Origin of the sequence: Rhodobacter calidifons, assembly GCF_011174775.1 — a bacterium.
Classification (GTDB): Bacteria; Pseudomonadota; Alphaproteobacteria; order Rhodobacterales; family Rhodobacteraceae; genus Tabrizicola; species Tabrizicola calidifons.
Window position 1 is genome coordinate 167,984 of record NZ_JAANHS010000003.1, and the last position, 12,055, is coordinate 180,038.

Genomic DNA, 12,055 nt, shown 5'->3' on the forward strand with positions numbered 1-12,055 from the left:
TATTGCTTTCTGGCGGGAATCGCCTGACACTCGGCGAAAATGAAAGCCCACTGGGAGGGACTGCGCATGACGAATTCCTGGCGTTTCTCGGCACTGATGGACCGGCATCGGGCGCTCGGCTCCAACCTCGAGGACTGGAGCGGGATGGGCACGGCCTGGTCCTACTCCAAGGGCGACCCGAATGCGGAATACATGGCGATCCGCACCAAGGCGGGGCTGATGGACGTGTCGGGCCTGAAGAAGGTGCATATCACCGGCCACGCCGCCAGCCACATCATCGACCGGGCGACGACGCGCGACCCGGAGAAGATCGCGCCGGGCAAGTCGCTTTACGCCTGCATGCTGAACGACGCGGGCAAGTTCATCGACGACTGCATCATCTACCGCTTCGGCCCGAACAGCTATACGGTGGTGCATGGATCCGGTCAGGGGCATGAGCAGCTGACCATGGCGGCGACGGGGCGCGACGTCTCGATCCGCTTCGACGACAACCTGCACGACCTGTCGCTGCAAGGCCCGCTGGCGGTGGATTATCTGGAAAAGCATATCCCGGGCGTGCGGGCACTGCCCTACATGGGCCATATGCCCGCGATGCTGTTCGGCAAGCCGATCACCCTGTCGCGGACGGGGTATACGGGTGAGCGGGGGTACGAGATCTTCTGCCGTGGCCAGGACGCGGTGGAAATCTGGGATCGCATCCTGGAAGAGGGCGCGAGCATGGGGATCATCCCCTGCCGCTTCACCACGTTGGACATGCTGCGGGCCGAGTCTTATCTGCTGTTCTATCCCTTCGACAATTCCGAGATGTATCCGTTCGAGAACGAGGGGCCGGGCGACACCCTGTGGGAGCTGGGCCTCGACTGGACGGTCAGCAAGGGCAAGACCGGGTTCCGCGGCGCGGAAGAGCACTACCGCCTGCAAGGCAAGGAACGCTTCAAGATCTCGGGCCTGAAGTTCGAGGACAAGAAGGTTCCGGGCAACGCGCCGATCTACAAGGGCGACAGGAAGGTCGGCGTGGTGACGCAGCCGATGTATTCGCCGCTGAACGACTGGGTGGTGGCGATTGCGCGGCTGGACGTGGACTGCGCCAACAACGGCACCGAGCTGGAGGTGCGTTGCGGCACGCATGGGCCGCTGAAGGCGGTCTCGGCGCCGCTGCCCTTCTATGACGTGGAGAAGAAGCGTCGGACGGCGAAGGACTGATGTTTTCGGGGCCTGCCGGTCGGTGGGCCCCGTTCTACCCAAGGGAAGTGGCTCCGTGAAAGTAGACCTGACCCCGGTGAATGCCCCCTCGATCCGCTCGCGCCCGGTCTATGCGACCCTGGAGCCGCGCCCGGGCAAGCTGCATGTGATCGTCGCCGACGACGAGGGCGCGGCGGCGGTGGTTGAGATGCTGGGCAAGACGAACGATCGTTCTGGAATGCTGGCGGCGTCGCATGTGATGTATTGCCCCGGCCCGACGGGGACGGATCTTTCGGCGCAACTGGAGGTGCTGGGCGCGGCGCAGTTCTTCCGCGCGCCGACCTTACCGGCGCTCTTGCCGCGTCTGGTGCGGGTGCTGGCGGATGCGCATATGGGCACGCAGTTCTACCTGGCCGGGACCGAGGGGCTGATCGGCCAGGCCGAACGCGAGATCATGGCGACGGGCTTTCCGTTTGCGTCCATCCAGAAGGAGCACCGGGGATCCACCCTGCGCCGGGTGCAGTGCGTGCACTGCAAGGGGATCACCGAGAACGTGGCGACCGACCCGTTCAAGTGCAGCCATTGCGGGCTGAATCTCTTTGTGCGCGACCATTATTCGCGCCGGATCGCGGCCTTCATGGGGGTCTGCATCGACGCGGAAGACCCCGGCCAGGTGCCCGAAAGCGTGGTGAGGTTCCAATGAGCGGCGGCGCGAAACTTCAGGTCCGCGTGGCCGAGGTGGTGGAGGTCAACGAGCTGGTCAAACGCTTCCGCTTCGTGTCGCGGGACGGCTCGCTGCTGCCCGCGTTTTCGGGCGGGGCGCATACCGTGGTCGAGATGGACGACCATGGCACGCGCAGGCTGAACCCTTATTCGCTCATGTCCGACCCCGAGGATCGGTCGGGCTATGAGATCAGCGTCCGGCGCGACGATCAGGGCCGGGGCGGGTCGCTTTACATGCACCGGCATGTGGTGCCGGGGATGGAGATGACGCTGTCCTACCCCGTCAACCTGTTCCCGCTGGATAACCGGGCGCGGAAGCATCTGATGATCGCGGGCGGCATCGGGATCACGCCGTTCCTGGCGCAGATCGCGCAGCTGACGCATTTCGGCGGCAGGTTCGAGCTGCATTATGCGGCGCGGTCAAAGGCGCTGGGGGCCTATATGGACCGGCTGACCTCGGCCCATCCCGACCGGGTGCATTGCTACTTCGACGACCGGCAGCAGGTGATCGACCTGGAAAAGGTGCTGGAAAATCAGCCGATCGGCACGCATCTTTACGTCTGCGGGCCGAAGGGGATGATTACTTGGGTCCTCTCCACCGCCGAAACCATGGGCTGGCCGAAACAGGCGCTGCACCACGAGGAATTCCTGGCCCCCGGCACCGGCCTGCCCTTCACCGTGGAACTCGCGGCCAGCGGCAAGACGATCACCGTAGGCCCGACGCAAAGCCTGCTGGAGGCGATGGAGGCCGCCGGAGTGGAGGCGCCCTACCTCTGCCGGGGCGGGGCCTGCGGGCAATGCGAAACGGTCGTTCGGAAATGCGACGGCACCATCCTGCACCGCGACCACTGGCTGACGCCGGAAGAGCAGGCGGCCAACACCAAGATCATGCCCTGCGTCAGCCGCTTTGAGGGCAAGACCCTTGTCATCGACCGATAGGAGACGACCATGAGCCTTGATTTCAAGTTCGCTCCCGACGATTTCGGCGGCTTCTTCCGGGACGAGACCTTCCGCGACACCTTCACCTACCGCAACTCGGACCCGCGCCGGTTCCCGTTCCCCTTCGACCGCGACGACTACATGTATGCGGTGAACCTGGAGCCGCATATGCCGGGCCGGAAGGGCACGGCCTTCGAGCACATGCTGGACGTGGACGAACATTACATCGCCGAGATGATCGACCGCGCCAAGGTGCTGGCCGAGGATCCGCTGCGCTGCCAGTCGCTGCCGCACATGACGCTGGCCGGCTGGGACACGCTGGAGCTGATCATGGAGGCGAAGGCGCGCGACTATCCGCAGTGGTTCAGCCTGACCAGGGACGGCAACCGCTGGCACTGGGTGAACCGGCCTCTGGGGATTGAACAGTCGTTCACATTCCTGGACGAAAGCACGCTGCCCTATCCGCCCTTCGAATACATCATGCGCCAGACGCAGGGCGACTGGACCTTGCAGGACGAACGCGACGGGACGCTGTGGATGGACGCGGGCATCGCCACGTCGCAGGCCGACTGGTCGGTGGATTTCGACGTCGGCATGAACTTTCACGAATGGCACGCGCCCGTGCCTCTGGCGCATGAGAAGGGCGTGTTCGACCGGGCGCTGAAGTTCCTGCTGAAACTCCAGCACGGCGCGCCGGTGCGGCGGTTCAACTGGACGATGACGGTCAACCCGCTGCTGGACACCGCGCCCGAGACCTACCACAAATGGGGGCCGATGCGCACGACCCTGACGCAGGAGAACATGGGCCAGAAGATGCACCTGCGGGTCGAGCTGCAAAGCCTCTATCGCCTGCCCCGGTCCAACGCCATCGCCTTCGACATCCGCTGCTATCTGTGCAGCTTCGAGCAGATCGTCACGGTCCCGAAATGGGCCCGCCGTCTGCACCGGGTGATCCGCGACCTGCCGGAGGAACTGGCGACCTACAAGGGCTTCATCCGCAACCGCGACGCGATGGTGGAATGGCTGTCGAAATGCGACGACGGCGCGCCCACCTCGCCCGGCTGGTTCCCCGATGACTGAGCGGGGGCCCCTGCGGCTGGGGTTCCTGATGTTCCCCGGCTTTCCCATGGCCTGCCTGACCTCGGCCATCGAACCCCTGCGCGCCGCGAACGAGATCACCGGACGGCGCGAATTCGTCTGGCAACTGGTCGCCGAAGCGCCCAGCCCGATCCGGTCCTCGGCCGAGATCGGTTTTGACCCGGATGTCACGTTGCAGGACCTGCAGGGGATCGATCAGCTTTACCTCCTGTCGCCCCCGACGGCGGCCTTCGCCGATCCGCGCCGCAGCCCGGCGAAACTGCGCTGGCTGGACCGGACGGGAGTGACGCTTGGCGCCTTTTCGGGCGGGATCTTTCCGCTGGCGCGGGCAGGGCTGATGGAGGGGCGGCCCTGTTCGGTGCATTGGTGCTATGAGGCGGCCTTCAAGGCGGATTTCCCGGCGGTGGAGGCCCGCGAGGTCACGATCCTGCGCGAAGGCCGCCGGATCACGGCCAGCGGCTCGGGGGCGGTCTTCGACCTGATGCTGCGCCTGATCGAGGAGCGTCTGGGCCGCGACTGCATGACCGAAGTCGCCTGCTGGTTCCAGCACCCCTTCGTCCGCGACGCCGACGCCAGCCAGAAGGTCCCCGTCGCCCGCGCCGGCGGCACCACCGACAGCCTGCCCGCCGCCATCCGCGCCGCGATCCGGCTGTTCGAGACCCATGTCGAGGACCCCCTCCGCATCCCCGACGTCGCCCAGGCCGTGGGCCTGTCCGGCCGCCACTTCGAACGCCTGTTCAAGCGCGAGACCGGGCAGAGCCCCCTGCGCTACTACCACCACCTGCGCCTGATGAAGGCCCGCCAGCGCGTGCTCTACTCCAACGACTCCTTGCGCGAGATCGCGGCCTCGGTCGGCTACATGACCTCCAGCCCGATGATCCGCCACTACACCGAATTCTTCGGCGTCTCCCCCCGCGACGAACGCCGCCTGACCCAGTCGCTCCGCCGCGCGCCGGCACGGGTCGAGGCCGCGGAATAACTTCCCAGGCCGGCCGACCCGTGGCACAACCGGCGCATGAGGCTGTCGAACAACGAACTCCGCGCCCGTGCCGCCGCCTTCGCCCGCGACTGGGCCCATGCGCAGTAGGAAAAGGGCGAAACCCAGTCCTTCTGGAACGCCTTCTTCCAGATCTTCGACATCGACCGCAAGCGCGTGGCAACCTACGAACACTCGGTCGAAAAGCTGAAGGGCGGCAAGGGGTTCCCCTACATCAACGGCCACCTGTTCGAGACGCAGTTCCCCTCGCCCGACTTCAACGAGGAGATGCGCACCGCCCTTCTGAACGCCTGCCGCTTCGACTGGACGCCGATTTCCCCCGCCATCTTCGGCTCGCTCTTCCAGTCGGTGATGGACAAGGCCGAACGCCGCCGGAAGGGCGCGCATTACACGACCGAGAAGAACATCCTGAAACTGATCGGCCCGCTGTTCCTCGATGACCTCCGGGCTCCGGTCGTGGCTGGATGAAAGGCCAGAGGCAGGTCACAGGGGAGGCCCCGCCCCGGACTTGATCCGGGGCCTCGGGTCATCCAGGGAGGCCCCGGATCAGGTCCGGGGCGGGTTTCAGGGTCGGGGCCGGTCGTCCCAGTCCTTCAGCAGGATGCGGTTCGCGTCGCCCTCGGGGTCGTCGAACTGCCGGGTCCGCATTGCCCAGAAGAAGGCCACAAGACCGACGCCGCCCAGAAACAGCGAGACCGGGATGAGGATCGCCAGAATCTCCATTATTTCAGCCTCATCGCGTTCAGGGATACGGTGATCGACGAGAGCGACATCGCCAGTGCGGCAGCAAGCGGTGTGGCGAGGCCGACCAGCGCGAGCGGCACGGCCACCACGTTGTAGCCGCCGGAGATCAGGAAGTTCTCGACCATGCGGCGGGTGGCCTGGCGGCTGATGCGGACGGCATCGGCGATGGGGGCCATGTCCTGACCCAGAAGCACGATGTCCGAGGCCACCCGCGCGGCATCCAGCGCCGAGGCGGGGGAGATCGAGACATGGGCGGCGGCAAGGGCGGCGGTGTCGTTCAGGCCGTCGCCGACCATGAGGACCTTGCGGCCCTGGGCGGAGAGTTCCGCGATGCGGGCGGCCTTTCCGGTGGGGAGGACGCCCGCTTGCCAGTCCGTGATGCCGAGACGCCGGGCGAGGTCGCGGACCGGGGCTTCGGTGTCGCCGGAGAGGAGTTCGATTTTCAGGCCTGCGGCCTGGAGTTTCGACACGGCTTCGGCGGCGCCGGGGCGGGGGCGGTCGGTGAAGGGGAAGGCGTGGGTCTTGGCCTTCAGCGGGGTGCCCCCCACCCCCCTCCCCTCGCCACCGGGGGGAGGGGAGGCGCCTGGGGTTGCGGGAGCGCTGGAAATGGAGAGGTAGGTCGCGGTTGCGGGAAGGGCTTCGGCCCCGCACCAGTCGGCGCGACCGAGGCGGACGCGGGTTCCGTTGAAGTCGCCTTCGATGCCCTGGCCGGGGATTTCGCGGATGTCTGTGACGTTCGCGGGGGCGATGCCTGCGGCTTTCGCGCCTTCGGCCAGCGCGCGGGCGAGCGGGTGGGAAGAACCTGCGGCAAGAGCGGCGGCGATGGCCACGGCGTCTTGTGGCTGGTCGGCAAGGGCCACGGGTTCAGGCGTGCCGAGGGTCAGGGTGCCGGTCTTGTCGAAGACGACGGTATCGACTTCGGCCAGGCGTTCGAGAGCCGTTCCGTGCTTGATAAGGAGGCCCTTGCGGAACAGGCGACCGGAGGCGGAGGTCACGACCGCCGGAACGGCGAGGCCCAGCGCGCAGGGGCAGGTGATGATCAGGACGGCGGCAGAGATGTTGATCGCATAGCGCACGTCGCCGCCGGTGGCCCACATCCAGTAGCCGAAGGCCGCAAACGACAGGATATGCACCAGCGGCGAATAGGCCTTGGCCGCGCGGTCGGCGAGGCTGGTATAGCGGGTCTTCGTGCCCTCGGCCACGGCGACGAGGTCGGCCATGCGGTGCAGGCTGGAGTCCTTGCCCGCCGCTGTGACCTGCACGGCCAGGGGGCCGGTGAGGTTCACTTCGCCCGCGCTGACCACGGTGCCCTGCCCTGCCGGGACGGGCAGGCTTTCGCCAGTGAGGAGGCTGCGGTCGAGTTCCGACGCGCCGTGCAGCACCACGCCGTCCACCGGCATCCGCGCGCCGGGGCGGACGAGGACGGTGTCGCCGGGGGCGACTGCGTCGATGGGGGTTTCGACTTCCGTGCCGTCGATCAGACGGATCGCACGGGGGACTTCGAGGGCGGCGAGTTCCTCGGCAGCAGAGCGCGCAATGGCGCGGGTGCGGTGGTCGAGGTAGCGGCCGAGGAGGAGGAAGAAGGCCAGCATCACCGCGGCGTCGAAATAGGCGTGGTGGCCGGACATCGCGGTTTCATAGACCGAGATGGAGGAGGCGAGGATCAGGGCGAGGGAGATCGGGACATCCATGCCGAGCTTGCCCTGGCGGAGCGATGCCCAAGCGGATTTGAAGAAGGGTTGGCCGGCGAAGATGACGGTCGGCAGGGCGATGGCGCCGGAGATCCAGTGGAAGAGGTCGCGGGTGGCGGCCTCGGCCCCGGACCAGACGGCGACCGAGAGGAGCATGACGTTCATCATGCTGAAGAAGGCGACGCCGAGGCGCATCAGAAGCTCTCGTCCCTGGCGGTCGGTCTCGGTCGTGGAGAGGAGGCCGGGGTCAAGCTCGTGGGCTTCCTGGCCTTCGGCTGCGAGGACCGCGATGAGTTGCGCGGCGGTGACGTGGCCTTCGGCTTCGACGGAGACGCGCTTTTGCGTGAGGTTGACGCGGGCGGAGCGGACGCCGGGGAGGGCCTGGAGCGCGGCCTCGACCAGGGCGATCGACTGCGCGCCGCCGGCGTTCGGCAGGGACAGGATGATGCGGCCCGCCCGTTCGGCGCGAAGCGCGGCGATGCGTTCGGCGGCGGGGACGACGGTGCAGGCCGGGCAGGCAGAGACCGGCGAGCGGGTGGCGGCGAAGTCTTCGGCGAGGGCCATGTCAGCCTTTCACGAACAGTTCGGACCGCTGTTCGAAGAGGGTGCCGTCTGGCGAGGTGGCGGTAACCTTGACCATCCATTTGCCGGGGTTGAGGGGGAGGTCGGCGGCGTAGAGGTCGCCGACGCGGGTGAAGGCGGGGAAGGTGTCGTTCGTGGTTTCCGTGGTGCGGCCGACGAGGACCTGGAGGTCGTTCACCTGAACCGGCTGGCCGTCCGCGCCGAGGAAGGCAAGCGTCATGCGGCCCTGGTCATAGGCGGGGGTCATGGTCCAGCCCAGCGCCTCTTGCGCGGCCTTGCGGGCGTTGAAGCCCTGGGAGGCGACGTAGGAGTTTTCGACCTCGAGCCCGGGGAAGGTGCTGACGGCCTTGAACGCAAGGGTGAGGTTGACGCCGATGATGACGGCAAAGGCGCCGACTGTGATCGCAAGGACATGCTTGCCGGTGAGTTCGGTCATTGCGATTCCTTCCCGTTGAAGATCGTATCATGGTGGACGCGGTTCGTCGTCCCCAGTTCCTCGACCCAGAGGCGGACGGCGGTGCGGTCCGTGGTCGCGGCGGGGCTGCCCGGGGCGGCGGTGAGGTAGACGCGCTGGGACAGGGTTTCGTTCGCGGGGACGGTGACGGTGAGGCCCGGCTGGCCTTCCAGGCTGAGGGTGACGAAGGCGTCAGAGGTGACGGCAATGGTGAACTGGGCGTCGTCGCCGGACTTGTTGCGCAGACGGATGTCGTAGGCGTTGCGGATCGAGCCGTCGGAGAGGGTGACGAAGGTCGGGTTGCGCACGGGGGTGACGTTGATGTCGATGGGCGAGCGCAGGAAAAGCGCCACGATCATGCCGATGCCGACCCCGGCCCAGAGCACGGTGTAAAGGACGGTGCGGACGCGGAAGACGTGGGACCAGACCGACTTCGGCGGCTGGCCGGCACGTTCGCGGGTCTCGTCAGTCAGCGCGAGGTAGCCGATCAGGTCGCGCGGCTTGCCGATCCTGTCCATCACGTCGTTGCAGGCGTCGATGCAGAGACCGCAGGTGATGCAGGCCAGCTGCTGGCCGTTGCGGATGTCGATCCCCATCGGGCAGACGTTGACGCAGGCCATGCAGTCGATGCAGTCGCCCGTGGTGGTGCCAAGCTTGCCGCGCGGCTCGCCCCGCCATTCGCGGTAGGCGATGGTCAGCGTGTCCTCGTCCATCATCGCGGCCTGGATGCGGGGCCAGGGGCAGGCGTAGATGCAGATCTGTTCCCGCGCGAAGCCGCCGAAGAAGAAGGTGGTGAAGGTGAGGATGAGGATGGTGATGTAAGCGACGGGGTGGGCCTGGAAGGTCACGAGGTCGCGCAGAAGCGTGGGCGCGTCGGTGAAGTAGAAGACCCAGGCGCCGCCGGTGGCCAGCCCGATGAAGAGCCAGACCCACCACTTGATGCCGTTCTTGATGAGCTTCTCCCAGTTCCAGGGCTGACGGTGCAGCCGGATGCGGGCGTTGCGGTCGCCTTCGATCCAGCGTTCGACCAGGATGAAAAGGTCGGTCCAGACGGTCTGCGGGCAGGCGTAACCGCACCAGACGCGGCCGGCGGCGGAGGTGAAGAGGAAGAGCCCGAGGCCCGCCATGATGAGCAGGCCCGCGACGAAGTAGAATTCGTGCGGCCAGATCTCGATCATGAAGAAGAAGAAGCGGCGGTTGGCAAGGTCCACCAGCACGGCCTGGTCGGGCAGGTTCGGGCCCCGGTCCCAGCGCAGCCAGGGGGTGATGTAGTAGATGCCGAGGGTGATCCCCATGATCCACCACTTCAGCGTGCGGAATTTGCCCTTCACGCGCCGGGGAAAGACCGGCTCGCGGGCGGCATATAGGCTGGGTTCGGCTGCGGGGGTGGACACGGGATCTCCTTCACTGGCGGGGCCAGTCTGTCATCCCGACTGCAATCGGTCATTTGCGCGGTCAGGGCCTTGACCTGCATCAATAGGGATGCGGCGCGCCGGGGTGAATGCGGCAATGCGGCTCAAAGCCGCGTGATCGCCCGGGCCCGACCGGGCAACTTTCGACCCGAGCGCGGTCCGCGCGGGGTATTCGGGACATGGGCGAAGGCAATTTGTGCAACTTCGTCTTTCCCTTCGACAGATATTCCCGCCGAAGGCACACCGGGCCGCTTTGCGGTCTTCCCGCAAAACGGCGCGACGAAAGGCTTGCGCCGGCATGCGCGCCCTCTGACAGGCGGCACGAACCGGGTGCGCGGCAAAAGGAAGGGGACCCGAAGGCCCCCTTTCAGGTTCAAGGGAACCGGGGGCGTCACTCCCCGCCACCGCGACCGTGGACATAGAAGGCCACGGCGCGGATCTCGTCTTCGGACAGGCGCGTGTTCCAGTTCGGCATCACGCCGAAGCGGGCCCTGGTCACCGTCTCGATGATCTTTTCGCGCGACCCGCCGTACAGCCAGATCGCGTCGTTCAGCCGCGGCGCGCCTTGCGTACGGTCGCCTTCGCCCTGCTCACCGTGGCAGGCGGCGCAGTTCTCGGCATAGATCGTGGCGCCTTCCGTCGCCATGGCCGCGTCATGTTGCTGACCGGAGATGGCCAGCACATGTTCGGCGACCTGGGCGATCTGGGTCTCGTCGAGGATGCCGTCCGTCCCGAAGGCGGGCATCTGGGAATAGCGCGCGTCCGGGTCCGTCGTGTTGCGGATGCCGTGGGTGATGGTCAGATGGATGTCCTCCATCGTGCCGCCCCAGAGCCAGTCGTCGTCCAGCAGGTTCGGATAGCCCTTGCCCTCGAATCCGGCCGCGCCCGAGCCATGGCAGGTGGTGCAGTTGGTGCGGAAGACCGCAGCGCCTGCGCGTTCGGCATAGGCCGCAAGTTCGGGGTCGTCGCCGATGGCGTTCAGGTCCGCCGCGATCAGCCTTTCCTTGATCGCCGCATTTGCCGCATCCACCGCCGCGATCTCGGCCGCCACATCGGCGCGGGTCGAAGCGCCGAGGAGGCCGGGCGTCGCCCGGGTGATCATCGGCCAGGCCGGATAGGCGATGGTGTAGCCGATGCCCCAGACGATGGTGGCGTAGAACACCCAGACCCACCAGCGCGGCAGGGGGTTGTTGTATTCCTCGATCCCGTCCCAGCTGTGGCCGGTCGTTTCCACCTGCCGGACGTCCTTCTTTATTGGCTTGGCCATGGCCTCAGCCCTCCTTCTTGGCAGGATTGGCTTCCGCAGGACGGTCGTCGTTGCGGAAGATCGAATTGGCGACATCCTGGTGCAGCGCCCGGCTGCCGGGTCGGAAGGCCCAGAGGCAGAGCGCCAGGAAACCGATGGTCATGGCCAGCAGGAACCAGCTGTCGGCCATGTGGCGGAGGAAGGAATAGGTTTCCATCTTCGCCCCCCCCCTCAGCGGTTCGCCACGGGCGTGTAGGTCGAGAAATCGACCATCGTGCCCAGGACCTGCATGTAGGCGATCAGCGCGTCCATCTCGGTCAGTTCGGGCTGGCCGTCGAAGTTGCGCACATTGACCGGCGTGCCGAAGGCGGCTTCGCCATAGCGTTCCTCGAGCCCCGAGCTGTCGCCGTTCGGATCGGCCTGCGCGGTGAAGTCGGCCAGCGCGTTTTCCACCATGTCGTCGGTGTACGGCACGCCGGTCAGGCGGTTGGTGACCACCACGTCCTGGATGTAGCGGCCGTCGATGATGTTGCGCGCCAGGAAGCCGTAGGGCGGCATGACCGATTCCGGCACCACGGACTTGGCGTTGTGGAAGTGGTCCTGGTGCCATTCGTCGGAATAGCGTCCGCCCACCCGCGCCAGGTCCGGCCCGGTGCGTTTCGAGCCCCACTGGAAGGGCCGGTCATACATCGACTCGGCAGCAAGGCTGTAGTGGCCATAGCGTTCCACCTCGTCCCGCATCGGGCGGATCATCTGGCTGTGGCAGCCGTAGCAGCCCTCGCGGATGTAGATTCCCCGGCCTGCCAGTTCGAGCGGCGTGTAGGGACGAACCCCTTCGACCTTCTCGATGGTGTTTTCCAGGTAGAACAGGGGCACGATCTGCACGATCCCGCCGATGGTCACGACCAGCAGCGAAAGGATCATGAGGAGCGTCGCGTTGGTCTCGATGACCTTGTGCTTTTCGAGAATTGCCATTGTCGGGTTTCC

At 66.6% G+C, this 12,055-nt stretch carries 13 protein-coding genes; 6 read left to right on the top strand and 7 right to left on the bottom strand.

Annotated elements, in window-relative coordinates:
- The first annotated feature begins 66 nt into the window (after nucleotides 1–66).
- From G8O29_RS05675 to G8O29_RS18225, 6 genes are all read left to right on the top strand, one after another.
- A complete protein-coding gene (locus tag G8O29_RS05675; RefSeq protein WP_166402446.1) occupies nucleotides 67–1,203 on the top strand; it encodes an aminomethyl transferase family protein in 1,137 nt (378 codons plus the stop codon).
- Nucleotides 1,204–1,258: 55 nt separating this feature from the next.
- Entirely contained in the window at nucleotides 1,259–1,885 is a 627-nt protein-coding gene (locus G8O29_RS05680; protein WP_166402272.1) for a dimethylamine monooxygenase subunit DmmA family protein, read from the top strand.
- Complete coding sequence (locus G8O29_RS05685) at nucleotides 1,882–2,844, top strand: PDR/VanB family oxidoreductase (RefSeq protein ID WP_166402273.1); 963 nt, start codon at nucleotides 1,882–1,884, stop codon at nucleotides 2,842–2,844. The genes G8O29_RS05680 and G8O29_RS05685 overlap by 4 nt, the downstream gene beginning before the upstream one ends.
- 9 nt (nucleotides 2,845–2,853) lie before the next feature.
- Nucleotides 2,854–3,924 carry a heme-dependent oxidative N-demethylase family protein gene (locus G8O29_RS05690; protein WP_166402274.1) on the top strand — a complete coding sequence of 357 codons (1,071 nt, stop codon included), beginning with the start codon at nucleotides 2,854–2,856 and terminating at the stop codon, nucleotides 3,922–3,924.
- On the top strand, nucleotides 3,917–4,921 hold the full coding sequence (locus tag G8O29_RS05695) for a GlxA family transcriptional regulator (protein WP_166402275.1): 1,005 nt from the start codon (nucleotides 3,917–3,919) through the stop codon (nucleotides 4,919–4,921). Before G8O29_RS05690 ends, G8O29_RS05695 begins: the two co-directional genes overlap by 8 nt.
- Nucleotides 4,922–5,095: 174 nt before the next feature.
- Complete coding sequence (locus tag G8O29_RS18225; protein ID WP_207623676.1) at nucleotides 5,096–5,407, top strand: type IIL restriction-modification enzyme MmeI; 312 nt, start codon at nucleotides 5,096–5,098, stop codon at nucleotides 5,405–5,407.
- A gap of 96 nt (nucleotides 5,408–5,503) precedes the next feature.
- Here G8O29_RS18225 and ccoS read toward each other — a convergent pair whose 3' ends face one another.
- The 7 genes from ccoS to ccoO form a co-directional block, all read right to left on the bottom strand.
- Nucleotides 5,504–5,662, bottom strand: coding sequence for a cbb3-type cytochrome oxidase assembly protein CcoS (gene ccoS, locus G8O29_RS05705; RefSeq protein WP_128513989.1), 159 nt, complete (start codon nucleotides 5,660–5,662; stop codon nucleotides 5,504–5,506).
- Nucleotides 5,662–7,938, bottom strand: a complete 2,277-nt coding sequence (locus tag G8O29_RS05710; RefSeq protein WP_166402276.1) for a heavy metal translocating P-type ATPase — start codon at nucleotides 7,936–7,938, stop codon at nucleotides 5,662–5,664. The genes ccoS and G8O29_RS05710 overlap by 1 nt, the downstream gene beginning before the upstream one ends.
- A 1-nt stretch (nucleotide 7,939) precedes the next feature.
- Nucleotides 7,940–8,392, bottom strand: coding sequence for a FixH family protein (locus tag G8O29_RS05715; RefSeq protein ID WP_166402277.1), 453 nt, complete (start codon nucleotides 8,390–8,392; stop codon nucleotides 7,940–7,942).
- Nucleotides 8,389–9,804, bottom strand: a complete 1,416-nt coding sequence (gene ccoG / locus G8O29_RS05720) for a cytochrome c oxidase accessory protein CcoG (protein WP_166402278.1) — start codon at nucleotides 9,802–9,804, stop codon at nucleotides 8,389–8,391. The genes G8O29_RS05715 and ccoG overlap by 4 nt, the downstream gene beginning before the upstream one ends.
- A 409-nt stretch (nucleotides 9,805–10,213) precedes the next feature.
- Nucleotides 10,214–11,089, bottom strand: coding sequence for a cytochrome-c oxidase, cbb3-type subunit III (gene ccoP / locus G8O29_RS05725; RefSeq protein WP_166402279.1), 876 nt, complete (start codon nucleotides 11,087–11,089; stop codon nucleotides 10,214–10,216).
- Nucleotides 11,090–11,093: 4 nt separating this feature from the next.
- The gene (locus G8O29_RS05730) at nucleotides 11,094–11,285 is read right to left on the bottom strand and encodes a cbb3-type cytochrome c oxidase subunit 3 (protein ID WP_166402280.1); all 192 of its coding nucleotides are present in this window, start codon (nucleotides 11,283–11,285) and stop codon (nucleotides 11,094–11,096) included.
- Between the two features lie 14 nt (nucleotides 11,286–11,299).
- The gene (ccoO, locus tag G8O29_RS05735) at nucleotides 11,300–12,043 is read right to left on the bottom strand and encodes a cytochrome-c oxidase, cbb3-type subunit II (protein WP_166402281.1); all 744 of its coding nucleotides are present in this window, start codon (nucleotides 12,041–12,043) and stop codon (nucleotides 11,300–11,302) included.
- Nucleotides 12,044–12,055 lie beyond the last annotated feature (12 nt).